This window comes from Sphingopyxis sp. HIX, from assembly GCF_001468285.1.
In the GTDB taxonomy this organism is placed as follows: Bacteria; Pseudomonadota; Alphaproteobacteria; order Sphingomonadales; family Sphingomonadaceae; genus Sphingopyxis.
On sequence record NZ_LNSB01000040.1, the window covers coordinates 34,807 to 48,113 of the forward strand.

17 protein-coding genes and 1 tRNA gene are annotated in these 13,307 nt (G+C 66.8%); 8 read left to right on the forward strand and 10 right to left on the reverse strand.

Going from position 1 to position 13,307, the window contains the following annotated elements:
* Nucleotides 1-51 precede the first annotated feature (51 nt).
* Both ATE62_RS17480 and ATE62_RS17485 read left to right on the forward strand, forming a co-directional pair.
* Nucleotides 52-1,401 carry a formimidoylglutamate deiminase gene (locus ATE62_RS17480; RefSeq protein WP_058808907.1) on the forward strand — a complete coding sequence of 450 codons (1,350 nt, stop codon included), beginning with the start codon at nt 52-54 and terminating at the stop codon, nt 1,399-1,401.
* On the forward strand, nt 1,398-2,057 hold the full coding sequence (locus ATE62_RS17485) for a UTRA domain-containing protein (RefSeq protein WP_058808906.1): 660 nt from the start codon (nt 1,398-1,400) through the stop codon (nt 2,055-2,057). Before ATE62_RS17480 ends, ATE62_RS17485 begins: the two co-directional genes overlap by 4 nt.
* Here the strand turns inward: ATE62_RS17485 and ATE62_RS17490 are convergent.
* Together ATE62_RS17490 and ATE62_RS17495 are read right to left on the reverse strand one after the other, a co-directional pair.
* Nucleotides 2,054-2,500: a hypothetical protein gene (locus tag ATE62_RS17490; protein ID WP_058808905.1), complete on the reverse strand. Its 447-nt coding sequence runs from the start codon at nt 2,498-2,500 to the stop codon at nt 2,054-2,056. The two genes, ATE62_RS17485 and ATE62_RS17490, sit on opposite strands and share 4 nt — an antisense overlap.
* Nucleotides 2,501-2,542: 42 nt before the next feature.
* Nucleotides 2,543-2,632 (reverse strand) — tRNA-Ser (locus ATE62_RS17495).
* A 250-nt stretch (nt 2,633-2,882) separates the two neighbouring features.
* Here ATE62_RS17495 and ATE62_RS17500 point away from each other — a divergent pair.
* On the forward strand, nt 2,883-3,653 hold the full coding sequence (locus ATE62_RS17500) for a DUF1134 domain-containing protein (protein WP_058808904.1): 771 nt from the start codon (nt 2,883-2,885) through the stop codon (nt 3,651-3,653).
* An 88-nt stretch (nt 3,654-3,741) separates the two neighbouring features.
* The gene (locus ATE62_RS17505; protein WP_058808903.1) at nt 3,742-3,975 is read left to right on the forward strand and encodes a hypothetical protein; all 234 of its coding nucleotides are present in this window, start codon (nt 3,742-3,744) and stop codon (nt 3,973-3,975) included.
* A gap of 18 nt (nt 3,976-3,993) precedes the next feature.
* Here the strand turns inward: ATE62_RS17505 and ATE62_RS17510 are convergent, their stop codons facing one another.
* Genes ATE62_RS17510 through petA form a run of 4 tightly spaced genes read right to left on the reverse strand, consistent with a single transcriptional unit; the run spans nt 3,994 to nt 7,269 of the window.
* A complete protein-coding gene (locus tag ATE62_RS17510) occupies nt 3,994-4,548 on the reverse strand; it encodes an adenine phosphoribosyltransferase (RefSeq protein WP_058808902.1) in 555 nt (184 codons plus the stop codon).
* A gap of 25 nt (nt 4,549-4,573) precedes the next feature.
* Nucleotides 4,574-5,386, reverse strand: a complete 813-nt coding sequence (locus ATE62_RS17515) for a cytochrome c1 (protein WP_058808901.1) — start codon at nt 5,384-5,386, stop codon at nt 4,574-4,576.
* Nucleotides 5,387-5,417: 31 nt separating this feature from the next.
* Nucleotides 5,418-6,698: a cytochrome b gene (locus tag ATE62_RS17520; protein ID WP_058808900.1), complete on the reverse strand. Its 1,281-nt coding sequence runs from the start codon at nt 6,696-6,698 to the stop codon at nt 5,418-5,420.
* Nucleotides 6,699-6,711: 13 nt separating this feature from the next.
* Complete coding sequence (gene petA, locus ATE62_RS17525; protein ID WP_058808899.1) at nt 6,712-7,269, reverse strand: ubiquinol-cytochrome c reductase iron-sulfur subunit; 558 nt, start codon at nt 7,267-7,269, stop codon at nt 6,712-6,714.
* Nucleotides 7,270-7,489: 220 nt separating this feature from the next.
* On the opposite strand from petA, the gene ATE62_RS17530 reads away from it, so the two are divergent.
* Nucleotides 7,490-7,948, forward strand: a complete 459-nt coding sequence (locus ATE62_RS17530; RefSeq protein WP_058808898.1) for a tRNA (cytidine(34)-2'-O)-methyltransferase — start codon at nt 7,490-7,492, stop codon at nt 7,946-7,948.
* On the forward strand, nt 7,945-8,805 hold the full coding sequence (gene hemF / locus ATE62_RS17535) for an oxygen-dependent coproporphyrinogen oxidase (protein WP_058808897.1): 861 nt from the start codon (nt 7,945-7,947) through the stop codon (nt 8,803-8,805). The genes ATE62_RS17530 and hemF overlap by 4 nt, the downstream gene beginning before the upstream one ends.
* Nucleotides 8,806-8,863: 58 nt before the next feature.
* Here hemF and ATE62_RS17540 read toward each other — a convergent pair whose 3' ends face one another.
* Both ATE62_RS17540 and ATE62_RS17545 read right to left on the reverse strand, forming a co-directional pair.
* Nucleotides 8,864-9,742 carry a hypothetical protein gene (locus ATE62_RS17540; protein ID WP_058808896.1) on the reverse strand — a complete coding sequence of 293 codons (879 nt, stop codon included), beginning with the start codon at nt 9,740-9,742 and terminating at the stop codon, nt 8,864-8,866.
* Nucleotides 9,743-9,874: 132 nt separating this feature from the next.
* The gene (locus ATE62_RS17545; RefSeq protein WP_058808895.1) at nt 9,875-10,693 is read right to left on the reverse strand and encodes a hypothetical protein; all 819 of its coding nucleotides are present in this window, start codon (nt 10,691-10,693) and stop codon (nt 9,875-9,877) included.
* 130 nt (nt 10,694-10,823) lie between these two features.
* On the opposite strand from ATE62_RS17545, the gene lipB reads away from it, so the two are divergent.
* Nucleotides 10,824-11,477, forward strand: a complete 654-nt coding sequence (lipB, locus tag ATE62_RS17550; RefSeq protein WP_058808894.1) for a lipoyl(octanoyl) transferase LipB — start codon at nt 10,824-10,826, stop codon at nt 11,475-11,477.
* 9 nt (nt 11,478-11,486) lie between these two features.
* Entirely contained in the window at nt 11,487-11,825 is a 339-nt protein-coding gene (locus ATE62_RS17555; RefSeq protein ID WP_058808893.1) for a hypothetical protein, read from the forward strand.
* 1 nt (nt 11,826) lies between these two features.
* On the opposite strand, the gene queE is transcribed toward ATE62_RS17555, so the two are convergent.
* Together queE and queC are read right to left on the reverse strand one after the other, a co-directional pair.
* Nucleotides 11,827-12,459 carry a 7-carboxy-7-deazaguanine synthase gene (gene queE / locus ATE62_RS17560; protein WP_058808892.1) on the reverse strand — a complete coding sequence of 211 codons (633 nt, stop codon included), beginning with the start codon at nt 12,457-12,459 and terminating at the stop codon, nt 11,827-11,829.
* 2 nt (nt 12,460-12,461) lie between these two features.
* On the reverse strand, nt 12,462-13,145 hold the full coding sequence (gene queC / locus ATE62_RS17565) for a 7-cyano-7-deazaguanine synthase QueC (RefSeq protein ID WP_058808891.1): 684 nt from the start codon (nt 13,143-13,145) through the stop codon (nt 12,462-12,464).
* Nucleotides 13,146-13,307: the final 162 nt, after the last annotated feature.

A 13,307-nucleotide genomic window follows, 5' to 3' on the forward strand; every position in this document is an offset into this window, starting at 1 on the left:
AGCTTGGATTATTATGTCTAGACATAATATCGGACAGGCGAGGAGCGAGGCATGACGACACTCTGGTTCGAACGGGCGCTCCTTCCCGATGGCTGGGCCGAAAACGTCCGCCTGACGCTCAATGCGGGGTGGATTTCCGGTGTCGAAATCGGCGCCGCACCGCAGCCCGGCGACGAACGCCACGCCATCGCCCTCCCCGGTCTCGCCAATCTCCATTGCCACGGCTTCCAGCGCGGCATGGCGGGCCTCTCCGAAACGCGCGGGCGGCCCGACGATGATTTCTGGAGCTGGCGCGAGATCATGTACCGCTTCCTCGACCGGCTCACCCCCGAGGACATCGCCGCGATCAACGCGCTCGCCTTCGTCGAGATGATGGAAAGCGGCTTCACCCGCGTCGCCGAATTCCACTATCTCCACAACGATGCCTATGGCGGCCGCTACGCCGACCCCGCCGAGATGGCGGGTGCGGTGGTTGCCGCCGCCGAAGAGAGCGGCATCGGCCTGACCCTCCTTCCCGTCTTCTACGCGCATGGTGATTTCGGCGGTGCGTCGCCCGCGCCGGGCCAGCGGCGCTTCCTGGCGGACGTCGACGGCTTCGCGAAGCTCGTCGAGGCGAGCCGCGCCAAGCTGCCCGCCGACGCGGCGTTCGGCATCGCGCCGCATTCGCTCCGCGCGGTGACCGCCGAGGAACTCACCGCCATCCTGCCGCTAGCCGATGACGGCCCGATCCATATCCACGCCGCCGAGCAGATGCGCGAGGTGGAAGCGTCTCTCAAATGGAGCGGCCAGCGCCCTGTCGAATGGCTGCTGAACAATGCCGAGGTCGATGCGCGCTGGTGCCTCGTCCACGCTACGCACCTGACCGACGACGAATGCGACCGCCTCGCCGCGAGCGGCGCGGTCGCAGGACTGTGCCCCATGACCGAGGCGAACCTCGGCGACGGCATCTTCCCCGCCGCCCGCTATCTCGCGGCGGGCGGCCATATCGGCATCGGCACCGACTCGAACATCCTGATCGACGCCGCGGGCGAGCTTCGTGCGCTCGAATATAGCCAGCGCCTCCGCGACCGACGCCGCGCGATGCTCGGCAGCGACGCCATCCCGTCGATCGGCGAAAGGCTGTTCCGCGAGGCGCTGGCCGGCGGCGCACGCGCGACGCGTGCAGGAACCGGCATCGCCGTGGGGCAACCCGCCGACTTCTTCACCCTCGCGGCGGAGGATCCGGTCTTCGCGGGCGCCGACCAGCGCACGATCCTCGACCGCTGGATCTTCGCGGCGCGCGCGCCGGTGATCGATGGCGTGTGGCACGCCGGGCGCCAGTGGGTCGCGGGCGGGCGCCATGTCGCGCGCGATGCCGTCGCCGCGCGCTATCGTACTGTGGTCGAGGCCCTGCTCGCATGAGTTTCGACGCGCGCATCCGCGCCGCGATCGAGGGCGATATCCGCAGCGGCGCGCTGCGCCCCGGCGACCGCCTGCCGTCCGAGCACGAACTCGCCGCGCACCACGGCTGTTCGCGGGCGACGGTGAGCAAGGCGATGGCGGCGCTGCACCGCGCGGGGCTGATCGAGCGGCGGCGCAAGGCGGGCAGCTTCGTCGCCGACCAGCATGTGCATTCGGCGGTGCTTGAGGTTCCCGACCTCGAACAGCTGATCGCCGCGCGCGGTCACGCCTATCGCTGGCACTGCCGCGAACGGCGGCAGGACGGGCCGGAGCTGCACGTCGAGGGGCTCCATTTCGAGAACGGCACCCCCCTCGCCTTCGAAACCCGCGCGATCACGGTTGCGACAGTCCCCGACGCGGCGGCCGAAAGCTTCGCCGAGGTCGCACCGGGCACCTGGTTGCTCGCGCATATCCCCTGGACCTCGGCGCGCCACCGCATCCTTGCCGCGGGCGCGACCTCGGTCGAGGCCGAAGCGCTCGGCGTCCCCGCCGGCACCGCCTGCCTGATCCTCGAGCGCAGCACCTGGCGCGGCGACGCACCGGTCACCACGGTAAGACAGGTGTTTCGCGGCGACATGTTCGACATGGTCGCCCATTTCGAGCCGAGCCCGCGTTAGCGCGCCATCCGCGCTTCCCACGCCAGAACCGTGGCACGCAGCGCGACCGCGTCGTGCAGCGCATTATGCGGCACCGCGCTCGGCACGCCGGGGCCGATGATGTCGGGATCGACCAGTTCGAAGCTTATGCTGCGCACCGGCTTCATATAGCCCGGACCGGTGATCAGCAGCCGCGCTGCGAGCGCGATATCCTCGGGCCAGTCGGCGACGAGCAAGGGCGCGGGATCGTTCATCAGATAGGCGGCGAACAGATCGCGCACTTCCTCGCGGGGCCGCGGCTCGGTCGCCAACACCGGCAGCGCATTGGTCCGCACCCAGTCGGTCGGCTCGTCGATCGCGATCGCCGCGTAGAAAGGCGCCAGCGCCGCATCCTCGGGGACGAGGGCGATCGAAATCAGCTCGCCGCAGAAGCCGTTGAATTCGGTATCGAGGAAATAGCGCATCGTCCGGGTCTAGCGGGTGGATGGCGGCAGGCAAGGACCAGGTGGCGGAGACGGAGGGATTCGAACCCTCGGTACGGTTCCCCGTACGACGCTTTAGCAAAGCGTTGGTTTCAGCCACTCACCCACGTCTCCGCATGGTCCATCGCGCTAACGACAGGCTGGCCTAGGCGGGTCGCTATAGCCAGCAGTCTCGCGCCCCGCAACGCCTAACATTGCCCTTTTTTTGGCGCCGCTGCGTCGGCCGGTCGCGCGAGAGGATTCGGTCTGGCGCAAAATCGACTCGGGTCATCGCCGGTTCATTGCCCGCGCGCCAATCGGGGAGTCATGGTAAACGCGTGCCGGACAGGGTTTCGCGTCCACGGCCCGAGATTTGGGGGATAATATGCGTTCATCGATCACCAACTTCGCCCTGGCGGCCGCCGCGTCGCTCGGCCTCGCGCTGTCGGCGCTGCCCGCGGCGGCGCAGATGACCGAGATCGATCCGAACACCGCAATCGACGCCGACCTCAACAATCCCGCCCCGCCGCCACCGCCTGCCACCGACACGGTGACCGGCAGCGATACCCCGTACGACAGCGACCTTGCGACCGGCGACGACCAGGTCACCGTCACCGGCGATACGACGGTCACGTCCGATACCGGGACCGTCGCCAACACCGCGCCCCCGGGCACGACCTACAAGAAGGACGACCTGATCGGCGCCGCCGAGGGCGTGTTCGGCAAGGGCGCACAGGGGCTCGCCGGGTTGATCGAGGATGTGCTCAAGAAGCAGGGCGAACCTAATGCCTATATCGTCGGCCGCGAAGCCGGCGGCGCGCTGGTCCTCGGGCTGCGCTACGGCTCGGGCACGTTGTTCCACAAGGTCGAGGGCGAAAAGCCTGCATACTGGACCGGCCCGTCGATCGGCTTCGATGCCGGCGCCAATGCGGGCAATACCTTCGTCCTCGTCTACAACCTCTTCGACAGCGAGGATCTCTACAAGCGCTACCCCGCCGGCGAAGGCGCCGCCTATCTGGTGGGCGGCTTCAATGCCTCGTACCTCCGCCGCGGCGATGTCGTGCTGATCCCGATCCGCGTCGGCGTCGGCGCGCGGCTCGGCGCCAATGTCGGCTATATGAAGTTCCGCAAGAAGCAGAGCTGGCTGCCCTTCTAAAGCGCCCATCCCCCTTGGACGCTGCGAACGCCCGTGCCTGACCGCGCGGGCGTTTTGCTTGGGGCTTAGGTCATGATAGGCAGGGGCCATGCTTCAACCGGCACGGCTTTTCAGATTGGGAACGATCCTCCTCGTGGTCGCGATCATCCGGGCCGTCGCGTTTCCGATTGTCGAACCGCTCGACAGGAGTGATCCGGGCCTGGCATTCCAGCTGTACAGCTATTCCGTTTTGATCTGGGTGCCGGCCCTCGGCCTGATTGCCCTTTCGGCAATATTGCCGCTGTGGCTTCGCGTCATTCGCTGGGTCGAGGGCCGCAACTGACCGTTTGAGGCGCGGACATTACTCTCCGTCGAAGGCGATCAGCGTCTCGCACGCCAGACCTGCCGCGCTTAGCCGCTGCGAGCCACCGAGATCGGGCAGGTCGATCACGAACAGTGCCGCCGCGACCTCGGCCCCGACATTGCGCATCAGCGCCGCGGTCGCGAGGATCGTGCCGCCGGTCGCGAGCAGGTCGTCGACCAGCACGACGCGGTGACCGGGCAACACCGCGCCTTCGTGGAGTTCCAGCCGGTCGCTGCCATATTCGAGCTCGTAATCGACGCCGATGGTGACGCCGGGCAGCTTGCCCGCCTTGCGCACCGGGACGAGCCCCAGCCCCATCATCGTCGCCATCGCGGCACCGAACAGGAAGCCGCGCGCCTCCACCGCGACGATCAGGTCGGGGCGATACTCCGCCGCGCGAACGGAAAGACGCCGCGCGGCTTCGGAAAAGCCGGCGGCGTCGCCGATCAGGGTGGTGATGTCGCGGAACTGGATGCCCGGCTTCGGAAAGTCGGGGATGGTGCGGACGAGCGCTGCAAGGTCCAGTTCGGGAGCGGGAGGAAGGGCGATCATGGGTGACGCGCCCTTCCCTGCCCGATCAATGCTTCTTGTCGGCCCAGATGTTGCGGTACGACAGATAGGTCAAAGTCGTGAACATCGCGATGAAGAGCAGCACGGCCCAGCCGGTCCACACGCGCTTCACCAGATTGGGCTCGGCGGTCCAGACGAGGAAGGCGGTGACGTCGCGCGCCATATGCTCGACGTCGTTCTTGCTGCCGTCGGCGAAGGTCACCTGACCGTCGTTCAGCGGCTTGGCCATCGCGAGGTTGAGGTTCGCGAAATAGGGGTTGTAGTGCAGCCCGGTGCCCGGCTGGAGTTCCTTGGGCAGGTCCTTCGGCGGGTTCTGGTAGCCGGTCAGCAGCGAATAGACATAGTCCTTGCCGCCTTCGCGTGCCTTGGTGATCAGCGAAAGGTCGGGCGGCAGCGCGTTGTTGTTCGCAGCGCGCGCGGCGACTTCGTTCGGATAGGGCGACGGGAAATGGTCCGACGGCAGGCCGGTACGCGTCGCCGGCTCGCCCGTGTCGGGGTTGATCGACGGAATGGTGTCATAGCTCTTGGCGAAGCTCTTCACCTGGCCCTCGCTGTAGCCGAAGTCCGCGATGTTGCGGAAGGCGACGAGGTTCAGGCTGTGACAGGCCGAGCAGACCTCTTTGTACACCTGCATCCCGCGCTGCAGCTGGGCCTTGTCCCAATGGGGGAACAGGCCGTCGCTGGTCAGGGCGAGGTGGCGCGGATGCTTGTGGATCTCATGCGCGGCGTTGGGCTCATTCTTGAGCGGCGTCGTCAAGATCGCGAGCACCAGCGCGGCGATGAAGCCGAGGCCGACGAGAAAACCGAGCGGGCGAACCATGGCTGTATCAGCTCCTATTTAAGTCCGGCGCTCAGGCCGTGGCCGCCGACTTGTCGTCGGCATGCTTTGCGAGGACCGCTTCCGTGATCGAGTTCGGCATCGGCAGCGGACGTTCGATCCGCGAGATGATCGGCAGGATGATCAGGAAGTGCGCGAAATAGTAGATCGAGCCGAGCTGGCTGAGGATCACATAGGGCTGTTCCGCCGGGCTCTTGCCGCAATAGCCCAGGATCAGCACGTCGACGACGAGGATCCAGAAGAAGATGCGGTTGAGCGGACGATAGGTCGACGACTTCACCGGCGAGCTGTCGAGCCACGGCAGGAAGAAGAGCAGCGCGATCGCGGCGAACATCGCGATGACGCCCCACAGCTTCGCGTCGATCCACAGGAAGTTGAACGTGAAGGCGCGCAGGATCGCGTAGAAGGGCCAGAAATACCATTCGGGCACGATATGCGCGGGCGTCGAAAGCGGGTTGGCGGCGATATAGTTATCGGCGTGACCCAAGAGGTTCGGCGTGAAGAAGGTCAGCGCGGCGAACACGAACAGGAAGACGCCGAGGCCGAAACCGTCCTTCGCGGTGTAATAGGGGTGGAACGGGACCGTGTCCTGCTCGTCCTTCACCTCGATGCCGGTCGGGTTCGACGAACCCGGGATGTGCAGCGCCCAGATGTGCAGGATGATGACACCCGCGATCACGAAGGGCAGCAGATAGTGCAGCGAGAAGAAGCGGTTGAGCGCAGCGTTGTCGGGCGCGAAGCCGCCGAGCAGCCACTGGCGGATCGGCTCGCCGACCATCGGTATCGCCGAGAAGAAGCCGGTGATCACCTGCGCGCCCCAAAAGCTCATCTGGCCCCACGGAAGGACGTAGCCCATGAAGGCGGTCGCCATCATGAGGAGGAAGATCACGACGCCCAGCAACCACACCATTTCGCGCGGCGCCTTGTACGAACCGTAATAGAGGCCGCGGAAAATGTGCAGATAGACGACGATGAAGAACATGCTCGCGCCGTTCATATGCGCATAGCGGATGAACCAGCCGGCGTTCACGTCGCGCATGATATGCTCGACCGAGTTGAACGCGACGCCCGCATTGGCGGCATAATGCATCGCCAGCACGATGCCGGTGATGATCTGGATCGCCAGCGCGGCGCCGGCGAGGACGCCGAAGTTCCAGAAATAGTTGAGGTTGCGCGGCACCGGGTAACCGGCGCCGACCGCGTTGTAGACGAGGCGCGGCAGCGGCAGCTTCTCGTCCAGCCACTTCATCAGCGGCTGCTGCGGTTCGTAATTCTTGGCCCAGGGAAAGCTCATCTTATCTCGCTCCTCAGCCGATCGTCACGACGGTGTCGCTGGTGAATTCATAGGGCGGCACGACCAGGTTGGTCGGCGCGGGGCCCTTACGGATGCGCGCTGCGGTGTCGTAGTGCGAGCCGTGGCACGGGCAGAAATAACCGCCGAAATCGCCACGATTCTCGCCCTCGGCGGCGCCGAGCGGCACGCAGCCCAAATGGGTGCAGACGCCGAGCGTGATCAGCCAGTTTTCCTTGCCGGGCTTGGTGCGCTCGTCGATCGTCTGCGGGTCGCGCAGTTCGCCGAGCGGGACGGCCTTCGCCGCCTTGATCTCGTCCGCCGTCAGGTTGCGCACGAACACCGGCTGCTTGCGCCAGCTGGTCTTGATCGCCTGGCCGGTGCCGATCGCCGAAATGTCGATCTCGGTCGACGACAGCGCGAGCACGTCGGCGGAAGGGTTCATCTGGTTGACCAGCGGCAGCACCACGGCGACCGCGCCGACCCCGGCGAAGCTGACCGCTGCGATATTGATGAAGTCGCGGCGGCGCACGCCATCTTCGACGACTGCGCTGTGTTCGGATTCACTGGCCATTCGATTGCCCTTGTATGGCTGAACTGACAATTTTCCCGGAATTTTCGGCCGCCCGCAGCGCGCGCACGAAATGGCGCGTCCCGGCGGCCCCTCCGGGAATTGCGGGCCTGATAGCCGCACATCCGGGGCTTGCCAACAGGCAATTTCCGCTTCTTTGACTGTACCAAGGCATCGCGCCGAAGCGCTCGATTCCGCGCGCCGCCCCGGCTATGGCCGCGCCATGGAAATCGCCCTGTTTCAACCCGACATCGCGGGCAATGTCGGCACCACGCTGCGCACCGCCGCGTGCCTCGGCAGCCCTGCGCATATCATCGAGCCGTGCGGCTTTCCCTTTTCCGACGCGGCGCTGAAGCGTGCGGGCATGGATTATGCGACGCGCGCCAATGTGACGCGCCACGCCGATTGGGCCGCCTTCACGGCCTGGGCTGCCCAAGCGGGCAAGAGGATCGTGCTGCTGACCACCGCCGGCGCGACGCGCCTGCCCGACTTCGGCTTCGGCCCGGGCGACGTGTTGCTGCTCGGCGCCGAATCCTCGGGTGTGCCACCCCATGTCCATGCCGCCGCGGCGGCGCGGGTCGCGATTCCGATGCACAAAGACTTTCGCTCCTTGAATGTCGCGGTCGCGGCTGGCATCGCGCTCGCCGAGGCGCTCCGGCAGACGAAAGGCTTTCCCGCATGATTTCGCTCGACCCCCAGCAACAGGCCGCGCGCGACTGGTTCGAATCGCTGCGCGACCGGATCTGCGCCGAATTCGAGGCGATCGAAGCCAAGGCGGGCGGCGAGGCGCGCTTCGCCTACACCCCGTGGGACCGCGAGGCCGAGGGGCTGGCGCCGGGCGAAGGCGGCGGCGGGGTGCGCGGGGTGATGACCGGCGCGGTGTTCGAGAAAGTCGGGGTCAATGTCTCGACCGTCGCGGGCCAGTTCGCGCCCGACTTCGCGGCGTCGATCCACGGCGCGGGCGACGACCCGAGCTTCTTCGCGACCGGGATCAGCCTCGTCGCGCATATGGCGAACCCGCATGTGCCCGCGGTGCATATGAACACGCGCTTCCTGGTCACGACGCGGCGCTGGTTCGGCGGCGGCGCCGACCTCAATCCGCCGATCCCCTATCAAGAGGATACCGACGCCTTTCATGCGCGCTTTCGCGCCGCCTGCGCGCCCTTCGGGCCCGACGTCTATGAACGCTATGCCAAATGGGCCGAGGATTATTTCTACATCCCGCACCGCGGCGTGCATCGCGGGGTCGGGGGCATCTTTTACGACCATCTCGAATGCGGCGACGACGCCGAGTTCGACCGCAATTTCGAGCTGACACGCGCGGTCGGCGAAGCCTTTCTCGACATCTTTCCGCAGATCGTGCGGCGGCGCATGGGGCTGCCCTTCACCGAGGCCGAGCGCGAGGCGCAGCTGATCTGGCGCGGCCGCTACGCTGAATTCAACCTCGTCTACGACCGCGGCACGCTCTTCGGGCTCAAGACCGGCGGCAATATCGACGCGATCCTGATGAGCCTGCCGCCGCTCGCCAAATGGAGCTGAACGGATAAGGGCGCCCCGCTTCCGGAGCGCCCCTTTTCCTGGCTTCGCGCCCTGCCGGTCAGGCGAAGACGTCGGTCCCGCTCTTGGACCCGATGCAGCGATAGACCGCGGCGGGCATCGACACCGATACCAGCACCACCGGTACATAGATGAGGAGCGCGACGATCAGCGCGACGATCATCGCGCCCGCCCCCGCGTCGGGCGACGACATCGCCGAGCCCATGACCCCGCCGAGCACCATCGAGACGACGAAGAAAAAGACGAAGAACAGGATCGCCATCACGATGTTGAAGCCGACGATGGTCCACTGCGACGCGCTGGTCAGCCGCCACGATTCGCCGAAAGCGGTGAACGGGTTCGACGAACGGTTTACCGCCATCAGCGGTCCGGCGACCGACAGACGGCCGAAGAACCAGGTAAAGAAGATGATGATCGCGGCGTAGATCAGGATCGCGAAGAAGATCAGCCCCGCCGACGCCCCGCCCGAAGACAGGCTTTCGATCGACATCCCGCTGGCCCCGAACACCGCGAAGGCGAGCAGCCCGACGATCAGCAGCACGATGTACATCAGGATGACCGTCGCGATGTACACGACGATCATCGCTAACATATAGGCCGCCCCGGCCCCGAGGCCCCAACCGATGTCGCCGGCCGGCTCGCCGCCGACGAGCCCCGATCGCCAGATCAGCAGGCTGGCCGCGGTGACGATCGTCCCGGCGACGATCGCGAAGAGGAAAAACGACCCCAGCGCCCCGAAGGCGGCCGAGGGATCGCCCTGCGCCATCATCATGGTCATCATCGCGTTGCGCAGCAACAGCCAACCCAACAGGCAAACCACGACCACCGCACCGCCGAGCCACATCAGCATCTGCATCCAATTGGCCCTCAGAAACGCGAAGGTTTCCGAAATGGCCGCACCGACACTCATCTTGACCATGATTTTCCCCCTTTTTGTTGAACCTGCTTGCAATCCTTCTTTTGCGTCCCGAACGTTCTGGTTAACCGATTGCCGGCCCGTTGGCGAACTTTTCCTGACGTTACGGAAAGCCCGGGGTTCCTGCCCCAAGGGTCAGGAGAAGATGTCCTTGCCGTCGCCGCTCGCGAGCTGGCGATAGGTGGCGGCGACGATCGCCGTGGTCACCAAGCCGCTGACGGCGGCGACGCTGGCCTCGACCAGCCCGGTCAGGATACGCCCGATGCCCTCGCCCGTGCCCGCGACCGCCGCGACGACACCGCCCAGTATCACCGCGACGATCAGCACGATCAGGGTGACCAGAAACAGGAACAGGCAGATCCGCCAGCCATTGCCCCGGGTCAGCTGCCAGCTCGCCTGGATGGCGGCGATCGGGTTGTACAGGCCCTTGTCGGTGAGCGCGGGGGAGATGACCGCGAGCCGGCCCCATAGATAGAGCAATATCACGACCAGCGCGATCACCCCGACGAACAGCAGCAGCGCCGAAATCGCACCGCCGCCCGCGGCAATGCCCGGCATGATCAGCAGCACCGCGCCAAGGCCGAGCCCGACGCCGAGGATCAGCTGGATCGCGATCATCGTCGGGATCATCTTGACCGCGAAGACCAAGGCGTCGCCGACGCTCGTCCCGGTGCGCGACAGCCAGAGCCGCAGGATGCCGACGCCGCCGATCGCCGCGATCACGGCGACCAGCACCTGGTAGGGTGCCGCCTGCATCGCGCTGGTGCGCGCGGCGGCCATGATCTGCTCGAAGGTCGCGGTGTCGGCGGGCTCGATCGGCACCGGCCCGAACCAGCTGACCGCGAGCGTCGGCAGGAACAGGAAAACCGCCGCGACGGTCGATGTCAGCGCGATATGCGACTTCAGCAAGACCATGCTGTCGTCCCACGCCGCGCCCAGGTCGAATTTCGGCATCGATACCCCGTTGTTCTTATGATGTCGTGGCGCGGGAGAGTGGCCGCGTCGGCGCCGCTTGTCCAGCCCTGTCAGGGATTTAGCCGCCGCCCCTTGCAACGCGCCGCGGACGGGGGCAACAGGCGGCGCAATGACCGCCCTCCCCGCACCCCACTGGACCGTCTCGCCGGGCCTGACCGACTATCCGGCCGCGCTCGCCGATATGGAAGAACGCGCGGCGGCGATCTATGCCGGCGATTCCGGCGAGCGTATCTGGCTGCTCGAGCATCCGCCGCTCTACACCGCCGGCACCAGCTCGGATCCCGCCGAACTGCTCGACCCGCGTTTCCCCGTCTATGCCGCCGGGCGCGGCGGGCGCTACACCTATCACGGCCCGGGCCAGCGCGTCGGCTATGTCCAGCTCGACCTCGCGAAGCGCGGGCGCGACGTGCGCGCCTATGTCTCGGCGCTCGAGGGCTGGGTGATCGACGCGCTTGCCGATCTCGGCGTCGAAGCGCGGCGTGCCGAGGGGCGGATCGGTATCTGGACCGACGACGAGAACGGCCGCGAAGCCAAGATCGGCGCGATCGGCGTGCGCGTGAAACGCTGGGTGACGCTTCACGGCTTCTCGCTCAACGTCGCGCCCGATTTGGCGCATTTCGGCGGCATCGTGCCGTGCGGCATCGCCGAATTCCCGGTTACCAGCCTCGCCGCGCTCGGCAAGGCGGCGGGTTTCGCCGAAGTCGACGCCGCGCTCGAAGCCGCCTTCCCCGCCTTTCTCGACAAGCTGTCGGGCAGCGACTAGGACAAGGCCATGACCCGTATCGCAATCGCCTCGCTGCTGATCCTCGCCCTCGCCGCCTGCGGCAACGAGCCCTCGGGCAAGACCACGACCAAGCTCGACGCGGTCGAGGTCGAACCCGGCACGATCAGCGATTCGATGATCATCCTCGACGATGCGAGCGGCGACGGCACCGCGGTCGATAACAGCGTCCCCGACGACGGCACCGCCAAGCCCGCCGAGAAGAAGGACGAGGAGGTGACCGAAGAGGGCGCCGAGTCGGAAACCGCGGGCGAAGGCGAAGCGATTTCGACGCCGGTGGCCAAGAAGACCGAAAGTCCGGCGCCGGCGGCCAAGAAGGCCGGCGAATAGGCTAGCGCAGTCCCAGGCTCTTGTGCGTCTGCAGCGACAGGCGCCAGCGCGGGTCTTCCATCACCAGGTCGATGCACGCCTGCACGTTTGCGGCGGCGTTCGGATCGTCGAGCGGCTGGACCAGCCGGTGCGCGAAGTCGAGCTCGGCGAGGCCCGCGACGTCGCTGCCCGGCTGCGGCCAGACCAGCTTCAACTCGTCGCCGCTCGTCTGCACCAGCGCGCTGCCCGCCTTGGGGCTGACGCAGATCCAGTCGATGCTGCGCGGGATCGCCAGCGTGCCGTTGCTCTCGATCGCGATGGTGAAGCCCTCGGCGTGCAGCGCGCCGATCAGCGCATCGTCGACCTGCAGCATCGGCTCGCCGCCGGTGAGCACGACATAGCGGTCCTCCGCGCCCTCGCCCCAGCTGGCGGCGATCGTCGCGGCGAGCGCGGCGGCGTCCTTATACTTGCCGCCCAGCGTGCCGTCGGTACCAACGAAGTCGGTGTCGCAAAATTGGCAGATCGCCTTGGCGCGGTCCTTCTCGCGCCCCGTCCACAGATTGCAGCCCGCAAAACGGCAGAAGACCGCGCGGCGGCCCGCCTGCGCCCCCTCGCCCTGCAGCGTGAGGAAAATCTCTTTGACCGCATAGGCCATGGTCAGGCGTAGCGCGTCGGGTCGGCGAGCCCCGCGTCGGCGAAACCCTTGCTGCGCAGGCGGCAGCTGTCGCACGCGCCGCAGTGCAGCCCTGCAGGGGTCGGGTCGTAGCACGACCAGCTCATGCCCGCGTCCATGCCCAGCCGCGCGGCTTCGGCGGCGATGTCGGCCTTGGTCATATGCTGGAGCGGGGCGTGGATGTGGAAATCGACGCCCTTGTCGCCGTCGCGCGTCGCGAGCCGCGCGAGCTTTTCGAAGCCCGAAATGAACTCGGGGCGGCAATCGGGATAGCCCGAATAGTCGAGCGCATTGACCCCAATGACGATGTCCTGCGCAGCCCGTGCCTCGGCGAGGCCGAGCGTCAGCGACAGGAAGATCAGGTTGCGGGCGGGGACATAGGTCACCGGCACCTCATCGCCGACCCCGTCCTTGGGCACCGCGATATCGTCGGTCAGCGCCGAGCCGCCGAAACGGCGGAGGTCGAGGGGCAGGACGATATGTTCGGACGCCCCCACATAGTCGGCGATGCGCGCGGCCGACGCCAATTCGACGCGGTGGCGCTGGTTATAGTCGATCGTCAGCGCGACGATGCGCGCGCCGGCCTCTTTAGCGAGGCCCGCACAGACCATCGAGTCGAGGCCGCCCGACAGGAGGACGATCAGGGTTTTTCCGGCAACATCGCGCATCGGCGCCAGATAGGCCCGCGCCGCCGGGGGCGCAAGGCCGGTGCTGAGTAGGGCGTATGGCAATGGGTGGATGGCGGTCTTGGGGTGGGGGGCGGACGCTCTTAATCCTCCCTGCGGCGAAGCCGTGGGGAGGGGGACCACCCGCAGGGTGGTGGAGGGGTC